15 protein-coding genes are annotated in these 16,078 nt (G+C 72.8%); 10 read left to right on the forward strand and 5 right to left on the reverse strand.

Annotated features, from left to right (window positions below; all coding sequences use genetic code 11):
- Positions 1-30: 30 nt before the first annotated feature.
- Positions 31-957, reverse strand: a complete 927-nt coding sequence (locus ABD236_RS24585) for an NADP-dependent oxidoreductase (RefSeq protein WP_344076844.1) — start codon at positions 955-957, stop codon at positions 31-33.
- 180 nt (positions 958-1,137) lie between these two features.
- Between ABD236_RS24585 and ABD236_RS24590 the strand changes: the two genes are divergently transcribed.
- The 8 genes from ABD236_RS24590 to ABD236_RS24625 all read left to right on the forward strand — a co-directional run bounded on the left by ABD236_RS24590 (position 1,138) and on the right by ABD236_RS24625 (position 8,966).
- Positions 1,138-2,421 (forward strand): sedoheptulose 7-phosphate cyclase, encoded by a 1,284-nt coding sequence (locus ABD236_RS24590; RefSeq protein WP_344076846.1) that lies wholly within the window; start codon positions 1,138-1,140, stop codon positions 2,419-2,421.
- A complete protein-coding gene (locus tag ABD236_RS24595) occupies positions 2,414-3,241 on the forward strand; it encodes a cupin domain-containing protein (protein WP_344076849.1) in 828 nt (275 codons plus the stop codon). The genes ABD236_RS24590 and ABD236_RS24595 overlap by 8 nt, the downstream gene beginning before the upstream one ends.
- Positions 3,238-3,690, forward strand: coding sequence for a hypothetical protein (locus ABD236_RS24600; protein ID WP_344076851.1), 453 nt, complete (start codon positions 3,238-3,240; stop codon positions 3,688-3,690). The genes ABD236_RS24595 and ABD236_RS24600 overlap by 4 nt, the downstream gene beginning before the upstream one ends.
- Positions 3,687-4,781, forward strand: coding sequence for a zinc-dependent alcohol dehydrogenase (locus ABD236_RS24605; protein WP_344076853.1), 1,095 nt, complete (start codon positions 3,687-3,689; stop codon positions 4,779-4,781). The genes ABD236_RS24600 and ABD236_RS24605 overlap by 4 nt, the downstream gene beginning before the upstream one ends.
- A 163-nt stretch (positions 4,782-4,944) precedes the next feature.
- Positions 4,945-5,730 carry an SDR family oxidoreductase gene (locus ABD236_RS24610; protein ID WP_344076856.1) on the forward strand — a complete coding sequence of 262 codons (786 nt, stop codon included), beginning with the start codon at positions 4,945-4,947 and terminating at the stop codon, positions 5,728-5,730.
- Positions 5,731-5,796: 66 nt separating this feature from the next.
- Positions 5,797-6,888, forward strand: coding sequence for a VOC family protein (locus ABD236_RS24615; RefSeq protein ID WP_344076859.1), 1,092 nt, complete (start codon positions 5,797-5,799; stop codon positions 6,886-6,888).
- Positions 6,889-6,912: 24 nt separating this feature from the next.
- Complete coding sequence (locus tag ABD236_RS24620; protein WP_344076861.1) at positions 6,913-7,920, forward strand: ketoacyl-ACP synthase III family protein; 1,008 nt, start codon at positions 6,913-6,915, stop codon at positions 7,918-7,920.
- Positions 7,921-7,946: 26 nt separating this feature from the next.
- Positions 7,947-8,966 carry a transaldolase family protein gene (locus ABD236_RS24625; protein ID WP_344076863.1) on the forward strand — a complete coding sequence of 340 codons (1,020 nt, stop codon included), beginning with the start codon at positions 7,947-7,949 and terminating at the stop codon, positions 8,964-8,966.
- A gap of 57 nt (positions 8,967-9,023) precedes the next feature.
- On the opposite strand, the gene ABD236_RS24630 is transcribed toward ABD236_RS24625, so the two are convergent.
- The 4 genes from ABD236_RS24630 to ABD236_RS24645 all read right to left on the reverse strand — a co-directional run bounded on the left by ABD236_RS24630 (position 9,024) and on the right by ABD236_RS24645 (position 13,614).
- Positions 9,024-9,482 carry a MarR family winged helix-turn-helix transcriptional regulator gene (locus tag ABD236_RS24630; protein WP_344076865.1) on the reverse strand — a complete coding sequence of 153 codons (459 nt, stop codon included), beginning with the start codon at positions 9,480-9,482 and terminating at the stop codon, positions 9,024-9,026.
- 159 nt (positions 9,483-9,641) lie between these two features.
- Positions 9,642-10,790: a sulfotransferase family protein gene (locus ABD236_RS24635; RefSeq protein WP_344076867.1), complete on the reverse strand. Its 1,149-nt coding sequence runs from the start codon at positions 10,788-10,790 to the stop codon at positions 9,642-9,644.
- Between the two features lie 322 nt (positions 10,791-11,112).
- On the reverse strand, positions 11,113-12,327 hold the full coding sequence (locus ABD236_RS24640) for an acyltransferase family protein (RefSeq protein ID WP_344076869.1): 1,215 nt from the start codon (positions 12,325-12,327) through the stop codon (positions 11,113-11,115).
- A gap of 90 nt (positions 12,328-12,417) precedes the next feature.
- Positions 12,418-13,614: an MFS transporter gene (locus ABD236_RS24645; protein WP_344076871.1), complete on the reverse strand. Its 1,197-nt coding sequence runs from the start codon at positions 13,612-13,614 to the stop codon at positions 12,418-12,420.
- A 154-nt stretch (positions 13,615-13,768) separates the two neighbouring features.
- Between ABD236_RS24645 and ABD236_RS24650 the strand changes: the two genes are divergently transcribed.
- Both ABD236_RS24650 and ABD236_RS24655 read left to right on the forward strand, forming a co-directional pair.
- The gene (locus ABD236_RS24650; protein ID WP_344076874.1) at positions 13,769-14,407 is read left to right on the forward strand and encodes a hypothetical protein; all 639 of its coding nucleotides are present in this window, start codon (positions 13,769-13,771) and stop codon (positions 14,405-14,407) included.
- Complete coding sequence (locus ABD236_RS24655; protein WP_344076876.1) at positions 14,394-16,076, forward strand: GH3 auxin-responsive promoter family protein; 1,683 nt, start codon at positions 14,394-14,396, stop codon at positions 16,074-16,076. The genes ABD236_RS24650 and ABD236_RS24655 overlap by 14 nt, the downstream gene beginning before the upstream one ends.
- Positions 16,077-16,078 lie beyond the last annotated feature (2 nt).

The raw sequence follows: 16,078 nt of genomic DNA on the forward strand, positions 1-16,078 counted from the left end.
CAGACAAAGACCGGGCCCCCACAACCCCCGCTAGTTCGCCGCCGCAGGCGGCCCCGGCACAAGCAGCAGCTTCCCCCGAGTCCCGCCCGCCGCCAGGCGCTCGTGGGCGAGGCCGGCGTCCGCGAAGTCGAGTACGTCGGCGACCCGCAGCGTCAGCGTCCCCGCCTCCACCAGGCCCGACAGCTTGGCCAGCCGCTCGCCGTCCTGCTCCACGAACGACATCCGCACCTCGATCCCGCGCTCGGCCCGCGGAGCCGACGCCGGAACGATGGAGACGGCCCGGCCACCGTCCCGTACGGCGGCGATCGCACCCGCGTACCCCGCGGTCTCGAACAGCGCGTCGACCGTGCCCTCGGGCAGCGGCTGCTCCGAGGTGAGCACCTCGCTCGCGCCGAGGGAGAGGGCGAGGTCCTCGTCGCCGGGGCGTACGAGGGCGGTCACCCGGATCCCGCGCGCGGCGGCGAGCTGGACGGCGAAGCCGCCGACCGCGCCGACCCCGCCGGTGACCAGCAGGGTGCTGCCGGGCTCGGCGTCGAGCGCCTCCAGCGCCTGGTCGGCGGTGAGTCCGGCCAGCGGCAGGGCCGCCGCGTGCGCCAGGTCGGCGCCGGCCGGGGCGGGCGCGGCGATGGCCGCGTCGAGGGCGACCAGTTCGGCGTGGGTGCCGATGCCGGTGGCCATCTGGGCGGACATGGCGACGACCCGGTCACCGACGACGAAGCGGGTCACGCCCTCGCCGAGCGCCTCGACGACACCCGACAGGTCCCAGCCGAGCACCATCGGGAAGGGGAGCTTCACATACTCGGCGGCGCTTCCCGAACGGACCGCCAGGTCCACCGGGTTGACGGCCGAGGCGGCCGTACGGACGAGGATCTGGCCGGGCGCGGGGGCGGGGGCGGGGAGCTCGGCGACGACGAGCCGCTCGGGCTCTCCGTACCGGGGCAGGACAGTGGCGCGCATCAGGGAACACCTCTCGATAACTCAATGCTTGCGCATGAAATCATTCCATGAGTCGCGCCGTCTAGTCCAACCCCGGGACCAGGGCCTCTTTCGTACGCAGCAGCACTTTATTGCTTGACCATGCATTGAATTTGGGTATGGTTGCCTCATCCCAGGCCACGCATATCCGAGAGGTGAGTCATGTCCGTCTCCCCCATCGAGGACTCCAGTCAGCTCGTCACCGGCACCGATCCCGGGCTCTCCCGCGGGCTCCCCCTCACCGGGCCGGGCGACGACGACGCGGGCCTCTACACGTTCAGCCAGCAGGTCGACTCCTGGGTGGTCCGCACCTCGAAGCCGGTCAGCTACGAGATCCGGATCCGGGACGACCTCTTCGGCCTCTCCCGCACCGACCTGTTCGACGCGGGTGCCGCGCCCGAGGGGCGCATCCGGCGGTTCGTCGTCATCGACGCCGACGTGGACCTGCTGCACGGCGACCGGATCCGGGCGTACCTCGACCACCACGGCGCCGAGTACGAGATCTGCGTGGTCCCGGCCAACGAGACGCTCAAGGACTTCGACACCGCCGCCCGGATCGTGCGCGAGATCGACGCGTTCGGCATCGACCGGCGCCGTGAGCCGGTCATCGTCATCGGCGGCGGCGTGCTGATGGACATCGTCGGCCTGGTCGGCAGCCTGTACCGGCGCGGCACCCCGTTCGTCCGCGTACCCACCACGCTGATCGGCCTGGTGGACGCCGGTGTCGGCGCCAAGACCGGGGTCAACTTCAACGGCCACAAGAACCGCCTCGGCACCTACTTCCCGGCCGATCTCACCCTGCTCGACCGCGGCTTCCTGGCCACCCTGGACCGCCGCCACATCGGCAACGGCCTCGCCGAGATCCTGAAGATCGCCCTCATCAAGGACGCGCGGCTGTTCAACCTCCTTGAGCAGTACGGTCCGGTGCTCCTCGACGAGAAGTTCCAGGGCGTGAGCGAGCGGGGCGACCTGGTGGCCGAGGAAGTGCTGCGCCGGGCCATCCACGGCATGCTCGAAGAGCTCCAGCCCAACCTCTGGGAGGCGAAGCTGGAGCGGACCGTCGACTACGGCCACACCTTCAGCCCGACCGTGGAGATGCGGGCGCTGCCCGAGCTGCTGCACGGCGAGGCCGTCTGCGTCGACATGGCGCTCACCACGGTGCTCGGCTGGCGGCGCGGCCTCCTCTCGGCCGACGACCGCGACCGGGTGCTCGCCGTGATGCGCGGGCTCGAACTGCCCAGCTGGGACCCGCTCCTCGAGGACCCGTCGCTGCTGACCGCGGCCCTCCAGGACACCGTCCGCCACCGCAACGGCAAGCAGCGGCTGCCGCTGCCCGACGGCATCGGCGGCGCGGTCTTCGTCAACGACGTCACCGAGGACGAGATCACCCGCGCCGTGCGGGACCTGCGCGAGCTCGGCAGCACCCGGAGCGGCACGCATGTCTGAGCGCACGACGGCAGGCCGGGGCGCGGTGAGCACCGCCGACACCCACCGCACCGCGCTCAGGAACCCGGTGATCGTCGCCGACACCACCGGTCCCGCCGACATCTACGGCGTCCACGGCACCGCGGGCCTGACCCACTGGAAGGCCCTGGCGAGCGGGCTCGACCTGGCCGCCGGCTGGGAGGCCGTCGAGTGGGCGAGCGTGCCGCCCGGCGGCGTGAGCGGCGAGCACCGGCACACCCGTACCGAGGAGATCTACTTCGTCCTGCGCGGCTCCGGGGAGATCGTGCTCGACGGCGTGGCGAGCCCGATCCACGAGGGCTCGATGGTGCTCACCGGCGTCGGCACCGTGCACGGGCTGCGCAACACCGGCGCCACCGACCTCGACTGGCTGGTCATCGAGATCCGCTCCCCGCACACCGCGCACACCCTGCGCACCGCCGGGGAGCACACCGCCTCCCCCGCGCGCCCCGACACTGAGGAGACTCTGGTGAACGCACGCCTGCACGACCTGCGGGCCGAGAAGACCGTCGACCCTGCCGGTGTCTTCACCGGGCCGCTGCGGCAGGCGGCCCTGCGGTCCCTGGAGCCCGGCGGCACGCTGGAGCTGCGCGCCGACGGCGTCGAGCACACCGTGTTCGTCACCTCCGGGTCCGGCTGGGCCCAGTCCGACTCCGCCACCGTGGAGTTGAGCGCGGGCACCTCGGTGACGCTGCCGCTCGGCACCGAAGTGCGCCTGGGCGCGGACAAGTCGGAGCGGCTGGAGTTCTTCCACGCCGAGCTGACCGTCCCCGCCGCAGCCTCCCCGGAGCACGCCCGGTGATCGTCAACCGTATCGACCTGCCCTCGCGCCGGATGCTCGCGCAGGGTGGCGGGACCACCTGGCGGTGCCTGGCGCGGCGCGGGATGCTGCACAGCGAGACCGAGAGCTTCGACCAGCTGCGCCTGGCGGCGGGTGCCGAGTTCGCGCACACCGCTGACAACGGTGTCGAGCAGGCGCTGTACGTCGTCGCGGGCGCCGGCGAGGTGGTCGAGGGCTCCGGCAGCCGCCCGGTCGCCGAGGGCACGCTGCTGCTCGCCCCGGCCGCCGCGCCGCTGACGCTGCGCGCGGGCCGCGACGGCCTGGAGCTGATCGCCGTACGCACCCTGCCCGCGCGGGTCAGCGAGCGGCTGCCCCGCCGCGTCCCGGACCTGCCCGAGCCGCAGCGCTCCTCCCTCTTCCACCCCACCGCAACGATTCCCGACCTTCTCGAGCTCGAGGGAGCGCCATGACAGCAGACCGCGAAGCCGCACCACCCGGTGCCGTCCCCGTGCGCGGCACCTGGCCGCGGGGCCTGATGAAGGCCGCCGCCATCGTCGACGGCGGGAAGGCCGACCTGATCGAGGTGCCGGTCCCCGAACCGGCCCGCGGACAGGTGCTGGTCGCGCCCAGCGTCGTCGGCATCTGCGGCACCGACCTGGAGCTGCTGCACGGCACCGCCAGCTACTTCCGCGACGGCCGCGCCACCCACCCCCATGTCTTCGGCCACGAGTGGGTGGGCCGGGTCGTGGCGGTGGCGGCCGAGGGCGAGGGCGAGCAGACGCTGCGGGTGGGCGACCGGGTCGTCGGCCAGACGATGATCTCCTGCGGCTCCTGCCGCGCCTGCCAGCGCGGCCGGCGCAACGAGTGCGCCCGGCTGCGCGAGACCGGTCTGTACGGGCAGCAGGGCGCGGCGGCGCAGTACATCCGGGTCCCGGCGCAGACGCTGACCGTGGTGCCCGCCGCGGTCGACGACCTCGCGGCCGCGCTGGTCGAGCCGGCCGTGACCGTACTCGCCGGGCTCGACCGGGTCGCCTGCTCCCCCGGGGAGCGGGTCCTGGTCCTGGGCACCGGCACGATCGGTCTGCTCGCCGTCCAGCTGGCCCGCAGGCTGGCCGGGACCGTCGACGTGGTCGGCGTGGACGACGCGGGGCTCGGGGCGGCGCTGCGGCTCGGCGCGGAACACGCGTTCCGTCCGGGCGAGGCCGCGCCGGGTACGTACGACGTGGTCGTGGAGGCGTCCGGGTCCCCGGCCGCGCTCGCCGAGGCGCTGCAACTGGCCGACATCGGCGGCCGGGTGGCGGCGATCGGCGTGCCGACCGACCCGCTGCCCTCGGTCGACGCCGGTGAACTCGTCCTGCGGGGCGTGAGCTTCACCGGGGTGCGGCACGGCCTCGACTTCTACGAGCGGGCGCTGCGCCTGTTCGCCGAGGGCGTGCTGACGGCCAAGGGCATGGTGGCGCGGGTGTTCCCGATCGAGGAGGTCACGGACGCCTTCCACCTGCTGGAGCACGGCCGCCGGGCCGCGCCCAAGGTCGCCCTGGCGCTGCCGCCGACGGCCTGAGCCCACTCGGGTCCGAAGACGCCCACGGGCCCGCCGGGCAGGCGGGCCCGACCGGCCCGCACCCCGGCCGCCGCCGCGACTCCCCCCGCGGCGCGGCCGGGTGCGCCCCCTCCCCGCCTCCCCCATCTCCCCCAACTCTCCTTCCAGAAAGGCACCTTCTGCCATGTCCCGACCGATCGCTGTCGTCACCGGCGCGAGCTCCGGCATCGGCGCCGAGACCGCCCTGGCCCTCGGCGCGCTGGGCCACGACCTGGTCCTCGGATACGGCCGCAACGCCACGGCCGCCAAGGAGCTCGCCGAGAGGATCACCGAGGAGTCGGGGGCCCGGGTCGAGCTCGTCGCGCTGGACCTCGCCGACCCGGATCTGGCGCGGCGGCAGCTCGACGCGGTGCTCGACGCCGTCGGCGGCATCGACGTCCTGGTGAACAACGCCGGGATCAACCGGCGCGCGGCAGTCACCGAGGAGGACGCCGAGAACTGGGACCGGGTCTTCGCGGTCAACCTCACCAGCCCGTTCCGGCTCGCCCAGAGCGCGGCGGCCCGGATGATCGCGCAGGGCCGCGGCGGCCGGATCGTCAACGTCACCAGCGTCCACGAGCACGTCCCGATCGTCGGCGGCAGCACCTACTGCGCGGCCAAGGCGGCGCTCGGCATGCTCACCAAGGTGATGGCCCTGGAGCTGGCCCCGCACGGCATCACCGTCAACGCGGTGGCCCCCGGCGAGACCGCCACGCCGATGAACAACGTGCCGGCCGGGCAGGACGCCGCCACCATCGCCCGCCCGGCCATCCCGGCGGGCCGTCCCGGCCGCCCGCAGGAAGTCGCCTCCCTCATCGCCTATCTGGCCGGGGCGGGCGCCGCGTACACCACGGGCACCTCGATCGTCTCCGACGGCGGGCTCACCCTGACCGCCGCCGTGGCCAACGCGGCCCTGGCCGGCCAGGTCTGACCCCCGCCACCCCGGTTCCCCCTCTGTGACGACGGGCCGGTTCCCGGCCGAGAAAGAAGCAGATCCATGTCGCTCGACACGACGACGGCCACCACGGGCATCGTGGGCGCCCGCAACGTCGACCACTTCGCGTACACCGTGCCCGACCTCGACCAGGCGGTCGACTTCTTCGTCGGCGCGCTCGGCGCCGAACTCCTCTACACCCTGGGGCCGGTCGAGGAGCCCGGCTCCGACTGGATGGCCCGCCAGCTCGCCGTGCACCCCCGCGCCAGCGCCCGGATCGCGCTGCTGCGGTTCGGTCCGGTGAGCAACCTGGAGCTGTTCCAGTACACCGCTCCCGGCCAGAACACCGTGCCGCCGCGCAATAGCGACGTCGGCGGCCATCTGCTGGCGATCGACGTCAGCGACATCGACGCGGCCGTCGCGTATCTGCGCGATCAGCCCGGCGTCGAGGTCCAGGGCGACGTCCAGCTGGTCACCGACGGCCCGGCCGCCGGAAACCGCTGGGTCTACTTCCGGGCGCCCTGGGGCCTCCAGCTGGAGCTGCGCCAGGTCGCCGACCAACTGCCGTACGAGCAGACCACCGAGGCCCGGCTCTACCGCCCCGACCCCGAGTGGCGGGGCGCGGGCATCCCCGGCTCGCGCGGGGTCGGTCACGTCGGCTACACCGTGCCCGACCTGGAGCAGGCCGTCGCGTATTTCACCGGGCCGATGGGCGGCGAGCTCGTCTACCGCGAGGAACTGACGGCGGACGCCTCCTTCGCGGGGCGCCAACTGGGCGTGGACCAGCCGCTGGTGCGCGAGACGGCCGTGGTGCGGCTGGGCCCCGTCACCAATGTGGAGCTCGCCCGGTACACGGTCGCGGACCAGCGCACCGAGCTGCCCCGCAACAGCGACGTCGGCGGCCACCACCTGGCGTTCTTCGTGGACGACGTGGAGCTCGCGGCCGCCCGGCTGAGCGAGGTGGCGGGCACCGAGGTCCTCGGCGAACCGCAGCTGATCGAGGACGGCGGCCCCATCCACGGCGACCGCTGGGTCTACTTCCGCGGGCCCTGGGGCGTCCAGCTGGAGGTCCTGAACATGCCCGACGGCATGCCGTACGAGCAGGGCACGAGCGCCCGCCGGTACGGGCCCAGCCCCGCCTGGACCAACCGCTAGCCACCGGCACCGAGGACGAACAGCATGCGTTGGCAAGGAATCTACGTCGAGTCGGCGGCCGTGGTCACGGGCGAGCGGGAGACCGCGGCGGACGCCGTCGCCGCCGGGCGGTACGACGCCGAGGAGGCGGCCCGCAGCCGGCAGCACTCCGTCTCGGTCAGCGGCCTCAGCGGCCCGGAGCTGGCGGTCGCGGCGGGCCGGGCCGCGCTGCGGCGCGGCGGCCGCCCGGCACAGGACATCGGGCTGCTGATCCACGCCGCCTGCTGGTATCCGGGCCTGGAGTTCTGGAACGTCGCCGCCTATGTCCAGCAGGAGGTGCTCGGCCACGGCCGGGCCCTGGCGTTCGAGCTGCGGCAGATGTCCAACGGCGGGATGTCCGCCCTGGAGATGGCCGCGAGCCGGCTCTCGGCGGCGCCCGGCGCCGGGGCCGCGCTGCTCACCACGGGCGACCGGTTCGCCGAGCCCGCGTTCCCCCGCTGGACCACCGATCGCGGCCTGGTCTTCGGCGACGCGGGCACGGCGGTCGTGGTCTCCGGTGAGCCCGCCGGGTTCCGGCTGGTGGCCACGGCCGCGTACGCCGAGCCCGTCCTGGAGGGGCTGCACCGGGGCGACGAGCCGTTCCTGCTCAGCGGCATGGACGCCGAGCCGCTGGACCTGGTCGCCCGCAAGAAGGGCTTCCTGCGGCGGATGCCGGTGGCCGAGGTCACCGTCAGGAACGAGGCGGGGATGCTGACCGCCGTCAAGGAGTGCCTGGCCGAGGCGGAGTGCGACCTGTCCTCGATGGCCGCGGTGATCGTGCCGTTCTTCGGCGCGGAGCTCTCCCGGCGGCAGTGTCTGGAGCCGCTGGGCGTTCCGGCCGAACGCACCCTGCACGACTGGGGTCTGGAGATCGGCCATCTCGGCGCGGGCGACCAGTTCGCGGGGCTCGCCCGGCTGCTCGAACAGGACGGACTGCGCCCGGGCGACCGGGTCCTGGCGGTCGGCGTCGGCGCCGGCTTCAGCTGGACCTGCGCCGTCCTGGAGCGGGTGTGACCGTGGCGTACGAAGCGGGGGGAACGATGTCAGGGAAGAAGATGAAGGACGTGCCGGGGCGGCTGGCCGCCGAGGGCGTCTCGGTGTGGCTGGACGGCGCCGACGCCGACGGGCTCGCCGAGGCCGTCCGGGCCGCAGGGGTCACCGGCGCGCGCATGCGGGCCGGTGACCCGGACCGGGCGGAGTCGGCCGTACGGGAGTTGCGCCGCGCCTGTGACCTGCTGCTGCCGGTCCATGAGGACACCCGGGGCCGCGACGGTCTGGTCTCGGCCGGGCTCGACCCGGGGTGCGCCCGGGACGCCGAGGCCACGCTCGCGGCGGCCCGTGCGCTGTGGCACGCGGTCGCCCGGCCCAACCTGCTGGTCCGGATCCCGGCCACCGCCGAGGGCCTGGAGGCGGTCGCCGCCTGCCTCGCGCAGGGCATCGGCGTCGACGCGGCCCTGATCTTCTCGCCCGAGCGCCACCGCGAGGCCGCCGGGGCCTTCCTGGACGGTCTGGAGCGGGCCCGCGCCGCCGGGCACGACCTCGCCGCGATCTCCTCGGTGGCGTCGTTCTCCCTCGCCCCGCTCGACACGGCGGTCGACGGCCGTCTCGCACGGGCCGGTTCGCCCGAGGCCCGCGCGATGGCGGGCAGGACGGCACTCGCCTGCGCGCGTCTGGCGTACGAGGGGTACGAGGAGGTGCTGGCCACGCCGAGGTGGCGCGCGCTGGCCGCGCTGGGCGCCCGTCCGCAGCGCCTGGCGTGGACCTCGACCGAAGTGGGCGACCCCGCCCACCGGGACACGCGGTACGTCGAGGAGCTGGTCGCGCCCGACACCGTCGCCGTACTGCCACGAGCGCTCCTGGACGCCGTCGTGGACCACGCGGAGGTCTACGGGGAGAGGGTCCGGCGGCACTACGCGGACGCGCGGCGGGTCCTCGGCTATCTGCCGTGGTTCGGCATCTCCCACGAGGCGGTGGCGAAGTCCCTGGAGGCGGCGGCCCTGGAGGCGCTCGTCGGGGCCGTACGAGGTGAACCGCGCGTGCGCTCGCTGACGGCCGCCTGAGCGCGTACGGGTGTGGGCCCCGGGTCGTCGACCCGGGGCCCACACCCGTATGTCAGGTCACTTCGAGGGCGTGACGCCCGGGTCGTGGCGCAGCCGGGCGACGAGCGGTGCGGTCCGCTCGTCGAAGGCGGCGATGTCGAGGGCGGTGGCGAACTCCTTCTGGAAGGTGCCGGTCGCCTCGTCGACGATGGCCCGGCCACGCTCGGTGATCATCGCGTACGTACATCGCCGGTCGCGTTCACTGACCGCGCGGGTGGCGAGGCCGCTGCCCTCCAGGCGGGCCACGAGCCGGCTCACCGTGGACTGGTTGAGCCCGATGGAGTCGGCGAGGTCCTGCATCTGGACGCCGTCGCTGCCGCCCTCGGCGAGGGTGGACAGGGCGGTGAACTCCGACACGGAGACGCCGTGCCGGCGCGTGAGTCTCTTGTCCAGGGAGCTGGACAGCACACTGGTCAGCTGGGTCAGCTGACGCCAGAGCTCCAGTTCGCCGCGCTGGCGTCGGCCAGAAGCAACCATGACACTCTCCGCAACCCGCATGGCCGACGGTTTACCGGCCTGTAAGGGAAACACTAATGCTTTCACAAGCATGTACCAAGCGGCAGACCGGGCCATTCCGGCCGGAATGAGCGTTTCGACCGTGCGGAACCGGCCGTATCCGGGATCAGGCCGTCCGGATCACACCCCGAACGCGCTGCGGTACTGGGCGAACCGGAAGCCGAGCCGGCGCCGCGAGAGCCCGAACTCCTCCGGCTCGAAGTGCCGCGCGCCGCGGGCGGCGACGGCGGCGCCCCGGGCCAGCTCCAGCATGTTCGCCTCGACCGAGGGCGCCATCGGCAGTCCGATGAACTCTGCGACGCGGCGCAGCGTCTTGTCGGTGTCCCCGGTGACCTCGGCGTGGCGCAGATCGAGGACGCTGCCGTCGTCGAGGGCGGTACGGGCCTGTTCCGAGGCGGCGAAGTAGCGCTCCAGCCGGGCCGCCCACTCGGGGCCGACGTCGGCGGGGTCGCCCGCGAAGGACCAGGCGGCGCGCTGCGACCAGGAGATGCCCGCGGTGGCGGCCAGCAGGTCGGCGGGGTCCCGGTGCAGCCGGATGACCCGGGCGCGCGGATAGACGCGCAGCAGGTCGCGCAGGTGCGGGGCGTGGAAGGGGTCGCGCAGCACCAGGGTGCCGCCGCCGGTGCGGTGGGACACGGCCTGGAGCTGGCTGCGGTGGAAGGCGTACGCGGGGACCAGGTCCTGGCGCTCCAGCCAGTCGGCGTACCCGGGCACCCGGTAGGGCATCGCGAGCACCGGGCTGTGGAAGGCGTTCGCCAGCAGCCAGTGGCAGGAGCCCGGGCGGGTCGCCTCGCGGAACCGGCCGACCGCGCGCCCGGCGGTGGCCCGGGCGCCGGCCGAGGTCCGGGCCCGGCCGAGTGCGATCAGGGCGCGCCGCTCGTCGGGGGAGGCGGCCGCGGCGGCGGGGTCGAGCAGCTCCCAGAGCGTGGGCGCGTCGACGCCGGGGTGCTCGGCGAGCAGGTTGTGCAGCAGGGCGGCGCCGCTGCCGGGCATACCGGTGATGAACACGGGAGCGTCGAGGGCCGGGGAGGACGGCGGCCGCAGGAACGCCATGCGCTCCTGCACCACGAGGGCCGACCTGATGCGGGAGGCCGCGACGGAGACGCCGTCCGGGGTCAGCCGCGCATGCGAGTTGAGCGATTCGACGAACCGTTCAAGGGCGCGGAGGAACGGCGTCTCGCGGACCCCCGGGCCCGCGCAACCGCCCGCCGGGTGGACCAGCCCGTCCAGGTCCAGGTGAACGGCGTGGCCGACTCTGTGCTGCCTCATCAAGACCCCTCAGTCACGCGAAGAACCGAGGGAAGGCGGACGCTGCCGACTCCCCCAGTCGACGACATAAAAGAACCTACATGCCGGTTTTTGAAACGACAAGTTTCGGCCGCCATACGGACGCAGGCGATCCAATGGCAGGGTTTGTACGTTTTAGTAAGCCTAGAAAGAGGTCGAGGAGGTTGAATCTTTTATCAAGTCTAGTTTCATAAACCAGCACGCCCGTATTTTTTTAGCGCTTTATACGAATGCCAAACGGGTCTGTCCCCGCGCCGATGCTCGGCGGGGGACAGACCTCGTACAAGGGCGCCAGGGGCAGGTGTCAGTCGCGCGAGCCGACCGCTCCCACCGGCGTCGCCTCCTCGGCGGCGCGGGCGGCCGGGACCGGAGCGACGGGACGGGTGCCACGGCGCTCGGCGCGCGGCTTGCTCCAGTGCTTCATCATCGGCATCTCCACGTACGTGAAGAGGAGGTGGCCGAGGACCAGGCTGATGCCCAGACAGGCCGCCCAGAGGCCGATGCCGGCCGGGATGCCGTACGGCTTGCCGTGCAGGAACTTGGTGCCGTAGATGATGACGACGCCGTGGATCAGATAGAAGGCGAACGACACCTCACCGAGCCAGTTCATGACCTTGCCGCGGAACGGCGAGGGCTGGTCCTTGACGTCGGCGACCGCGGCGGCCGGGATGAGCAGCGCGATCGGGATCAGGCAGACCGCGTTGAGGCCGTAGAGCCACGGCACGTTGAGCGCGATGGCGTAGCCGACGATCAGCAGACCGAGGGCGTGGACCATCTTGACGTTGATCCAGCGGTCGGTGAGGACGATCCGGGCCATGATGATGCCGATCGCGAACTCCAGCATGCGCACCGGCGGCAGCAGATAGACGAACCAGGCCTGCTTGACGCCCACCGGGAAGCCGTTGGGCATCGGCGGGTCGGACGGCAGCACGGCGTACGAGAACGCCGGGATCAGCATGACCAGCGCCGCGAGACCGGCGGCCCAGCCCCACAGGTGGGCCGGCTCGATCTTCTTGATCCAGCGGTGCAGCACCGGGAAGCAGAGGTAGAAGACGACCTCGCAGGCCAGCGACCAGCTCGGCGGGTTGATGCCGAAGAAGGTGTTGTAGTCCGGGATCCAGGTGTGCACCAGGAGGATGTTCGGCAGCCACTGCTTCCAGGTGGCGGTGGCCCCCGCGAAGAGCAGCATCGACAGGGCGAAGGTCACCACGTGGTTCGGGTACAGCTTGACCAGGCGGCGGCGCATGAAGCGGCGGGGCGTGTCGCCCTCGCGGGCGGACCACGTCAGCACGAAGCCGCTGAGGATGAAGAAGAACGAGACGCCGACCCAGCCGCCCTTGCTGAACAGCCACTCCGCGCCGTCCGCGAAGTCCCCGCCGAACGGCGTGAAGTCGGGCAGGGAGACGTGGAAGAAGAACACCATCAGGGCGGCGATGAACCGCATTCCGGTGAGCGAGGGCAGTCGTGACAACCGCGCCCGTCTGGCCTCGGCATCCTGCTCGGCTGCCTTGACGGTCATGAGGAATCTCCTTGCTCTGTCGGGACGCACCGAAGCCGGGTGCGGCCGGTGGGAAGTCGTGCCGCCGCGCGGGCGCGGGCGTGGGGCTCCTCACCCATGGGTGGTCAGGAGCTCGGTCGTGTCGGGTGCGCCGGCCGTCGGCACGGCGCGGGCGCGGGTCCTGGCGTGCCAGACCAGCGCGGTCAGGGCGGCGGCCGCGACCAGCGCGCCGGCCGCCGGGGCGACGGAGCGCAGGCTCAGCGCGTCGATGACCCAGCCGCCGTACCAGGAGCCGATGACGGCGCCGAGGCCGAAGGCGGACATGCTGACGGTCACCGAGAAGGTGGGGGCGTCAGAGGCCTGGGTGAGGGTGTAGGTCTGCAGCCCGGGGGCCGCGACGAACGTCACGAAGGCGAAGGCGAACAGGGCGCAGGCGGCGAGCACCGGGCTCGGGCTGACCCACCAGAACAGCAGGCAGACCAGGACGAGCACGCCCAGGGCGGCGATCAGGGCGGGCAGCAGGGACGGGGCCGGGATCCGGCCGCTGACGGCGTTGCCGAGCAGCGAGCCGACACCGTAGGCGATCAGCAGCACCGGGATCGCCGACGCCGACCAGCCGCTCACGTCCTTGAGCACCGGGACCATGTACGTGATCAGGGTGAACATGCCGCCGGTGGCGAGCACCGTGATGAGGAGGGACATCAGCACACCGGCGGAGCGGAAGGCCCGCAGCTCGCCGCGGAGCGAACCCGTCTCCTCCGTCTCGGCCCTCGGCAGCAGCAGACACATCACCGCCGCGCCGGCCACCGAGAGCACGGTGAGCGCGCCGAAGGTGGAGCGCCACCCCAGCTGCTGCCCGACGAGGGTCCCCAGGGGCACCCCGAGCACCGTGGCCAGGTTGTAGCCGAGCACGATCGTGGAGACCGCGGCCGCCGTCCTCTGCGGCGGGACCATTCCGGCCGCCACCACGATGCTCACCGCGACGAAGGTGCCGTGGGTGAGCGCGCAGACGATCCGGGCCGCCACCAGCACGCCGTACGACGAGGCGGTCGAGGCGAGGGCGCTGCCCAGGACGAAGACCGCCATCAGGCCGACCAGCAGGGTCTTGGCCGGCACCCGGCGGGTGAACCCGGTGACCAGCGGCCCGCCGATCATCATCGTCGCCGCGTAGACGGCCACCAGCAGACCGGCCGTCGGGATGGAGACCCCGAAGTCGTCCGCCAGCTCCGGCAGCACTCCGCCGGGCAGCAGCTCGGCCGTCCCGATGCAGAAGACGCACAGGGTCAGCGCCAGCAGTCTCAGGGGCACGGCCGCACCCCGTCCGGGCGGATGGATGTTCGCACTTGCTTCCCCTCCAAAGGGCTGGTGTTCGACGGCGATGCTAGGCGCAAACAATTCATGTGTCTACATTGATTTTGAAAGTAATCTTGGTGAGAATCAGGACCGTCGCCCGAAGGAGTTGATGGCAGTGCCCCTGCAAGACCCCGCGTTCTGCGTCCTTTTGGGCCCCGATCTGGCGGGCAAGTCCTCGGCGATGACGGCCCTGCGGCAGGACCCGGAGCCGCGCAGGCTGATCTCCGCCGACGACGCGTTCCTCGCTCCCGAGCACGCGCTGATCGGCCGGCTGCGCCGGGAGGTCGTACGGGACGTGGCCGCGCGGGAGGCGGCGTGGTCGCCGGAGTTCCTCGCGGCGATGCTCCAGACCGCCGTCCTGCATCTGCGGGACCGGCTGCTGGAGGACGACGGCCCCGCCCTCGTCGACTCGTACTACTACAAGCCGCTGGCCAAGTGCCGGCTGGCGGGCGTGCCGGAGAACCCGATGTTCACCTGGTGGCGCTCGTTCCCGAGGCCCCGGCGCGTGATCTATCTGGACGCGCGCCCGGAGACCGCCTGGCGGCGCAGCCGCCAGGGCGCGCGCCTCAACCGCCTGGAGCACTACGGGGAGGTCCCGGACCGGGACGGCTTCCTGCGGTACCAGGCGGATCTGCGCAAGGTCATGCGGGAGGAGATCCGGGACCTGCCGGTGACCGTGATCGAGGAAGCCGGCCCGGAGCGGACCGCGGCGGCGATACGGAAGGTGCTGGCGCATGAACTCGGCTGAGCCGTGGGCGGATCCGGAGCGGGTGGGGCGGTACCGGGCGCGGGTGTTCGCCGAGCGGGACAGGCTGCGCGCCGCGTTCACCGACCCCGGCGCACAGCAGCGGCGCGTCCTCGCGGACCTGCTCGCCTTCAACGCCGACACCGCCTACGGGCGCGCCCACGACTTCGCGCGTGTGCGCACCCTGGACGACTGGCGCAAGGCCGTGCCCGTCCAGGACTACAGCGCCCTGGCCCCCTGGATCGAACGCGCCGCCGCCGGCGAGGACAACGTCCTCACCGCCGACAGGCCCGCCCTCTTCTTCACCAGCAGCGGCACCACCGGCAGCCGCAAGAAGATCCCCGTCACCCGCCGCTTCATGCACACCACCTTCTTCCCCTTCTACTACGCCGCCTGGGCCCCCCTGATCACCCACTTCCCCGACGTCCTGGCCCGCCCCGACGCCGTCCTCAACCTCAAACACGACCCCCTCACCACCCCGCCCACCACCGCCTCCGGCAAACCCCACGTCGGCGCCAGCCAGGCCGACTTCGGCACCCGCTTCGGCGAACCCCTCTCCGCCGAACCCGGCACCCACGCCCCCTGGGCCACCCTCCCCACACCCCTCGCCCCAGACGCCCACCTCGACAAGATGTACCTCCGCCTGCGCATGGCCGTCGAAAGCGACATCCGCTGCATCATCGGCATCAACCCCGCCATGGTCGCCGCCCTCCCGTACCAGCTGAACCTCTGGTGGCCACGGATCCTCAAGGACATCCGCGACGGCACCCTGGACGGGCGCCCCGGGCTGCTGCCCAACCCCGAACGGGTCGTCGAGCTCCAGCAGCTCACCCGCTGCCACGCCACCATCCGCCCGGCCCACATCTGGCCCCACATGCGCGCCCTGTTCTGCTGGACCACGGGTCTCGCCTCGCTCTATCTCCCCCGGCTGCGCGAGGAGTTCGGGCCGGGTGTGGCGCTGCTGCCCGCCCCCGTGGCCGCGTCCGAGGGCCCGGTGGGCGTGGCCCTGGACCGGCACCGCTCGGCCGGGAGCCTGGTGGTGTCGGCCTCGGTGTACGAGTTCGCCGACGCCGACCGGGACCTCACCCCGGACACGCCCACCCTGCGACCGGACGAACTGGAGCCCGGCCGCGACTACCACACGGTCTTCAGCCACGTCGGCGGCCTCTACCGCTACGCCGTGGGCGACGTCGTCCGCGTCGTCGACCACGAGGACGGCGTGCCGCGCCTCGAATACACCGGCCGCAGCACCCTCTCCAACGTTGCCGGAGAACGCCTGCGCGACGCCCACGTCCTGCGCGCCCTCACCACCGCCCTCACCGCAGGTGGCCTCGAACTGCGCAACGCCGCCTGCCGGGTGAGCCGGGACGAGCGGGGCACACCGGCGTACGAGTTCGCCCTCGCGCCCCACACTCCCTGGACCGACGACGAGACCGAGCGGTTCACGGCCCGGCTCGACCGGGCCCTGGGGCAGGAGTCCCCCGGCTACCGCCGGGCCCGGGCCGACCGCCGGCTCGGCGCGCCCTCGGCGCTGCGGCTGCCCGCCGACGCGTTCCTGCGCGACTGGCAGGAGTCCGTCGCCGGCGGCATCCGCCCCACCCAGGTCAAGGACCGCCTCTTCCGCCAGGACCCGGCGCAGTGGCGACGACTCACCGGCCGCACCCCGCAATAGAG

This window comes from Streptomyces crystallinus (assembly GCF_039521265.1).
Taxonomy (GTDB): domain Bacteria; phylum Actinomycetota; class Actinomycetes; order Streptomycetales; family Streptomycetaceae; genus Streptomyces; species Streptomyces crystallinus.

What these genes read in the sequence shown, in the direction of transcription:
- ABD236_RS24585 (WP_344076844.1), bottom strand. Translation starts at nt 957, where the DNA reads ATGCGCGCCACTGTCCTGCCCCGGTACGGAGAGCCCGAGCGGCTCGTC.
- ABD236_RS24590 (WP_344076846.1), top strand. Translation starts at nt 1,138, where the DNA reads ATGTCCGTCTCCCCCATCGAGGACTCCAGTCAGCTCGTCACCGGCACC.
- ABD236_RS24595 (WP_344076849.1), top strand. Translation starts at nt 2,414, where the DNA reads ATGTCTGAGCGCACGACGGCAGGCCGGGGCGCGGTGAGCACCGCCGAC.
- ABD236_RS24605 (WP_344076853.1), top strand. Translation starts at nt 3,687, where the DNA reads ATGACAGCAGACCGCGAAGCCGCACCACCCGGTGCCGTCCCCGTGCGC.
- ABD236_RS24610 (WP_344076856.1), top strand. Translation starts at nt 4,945, where the DNA reads ATGTCCCGACCGATCGCTGTCGTCACCGGCGCGAGCTCCGGCATCGGC.
- ABD236_RS24615 (WP_344076859.1), top strand. Translation starts at nt 5,797, where the DNA reads ATGTCGCTCGACACGACGACGGCCACCACGGGCATCGTGGGCGCCCGC.
- ABD236_RS24620 (WP_344076861.1), top strand. Translation starts at nt 6,913, where the DNA reads ATGCGTTGGCAAGGAATCTACGTCGAGTCGGCGGCCGTGGTCACGGGC.
- ABD236_RS24625 (WP_344076863.1), top strand. Translation starts at nt 7,947, where the DNA reads ATGTCAGGGAAGAAGATGAAGGACGTGCCGGGGCGGCTGGCCGCCGAG.
- ABD236_RS24630 (WP_344076865.1), bottom strand. Translation starts at nt 9,482, where the DNA reads ATGGTTGCTTCTGGCCGACGCCAGCGCGGCGAACTGGAGCTCTGGCGT.
- ABD236_RS24635 (WP_344076867.1), bottom strand. Translation starts at nt 10,790, where the DNA reads ATGAGGCAGCACAGAGTCGGCCACGCCGTTCACCTGGACCTGGACGGG.
- ABD236_RS24640 (WP_344076869.1), bottom strand. Translation starts at nt 12,327, where the DNA reads ATGACCGTCAAGGCAGCCGAGCAGGATGCCGAGGCCAGACGGGCGCGG.
- ABD236_RS24650 (WP_344076874.1), top strand. Translation starts at nt 13,769, where the DNA reads ATGGCAGTGCCCCTGCAAGACCCCGCGTTCTGCGTCCTTTTGGGCCCC.
- ABD236_RS24655 (WP_344076876.1), top strand. Translation starts at nt 14,394, where the DNA reads ATGAACTCGGCTGAGCCGTGGGCGGATCCGGAGCGGGTGGGGCGGTAC.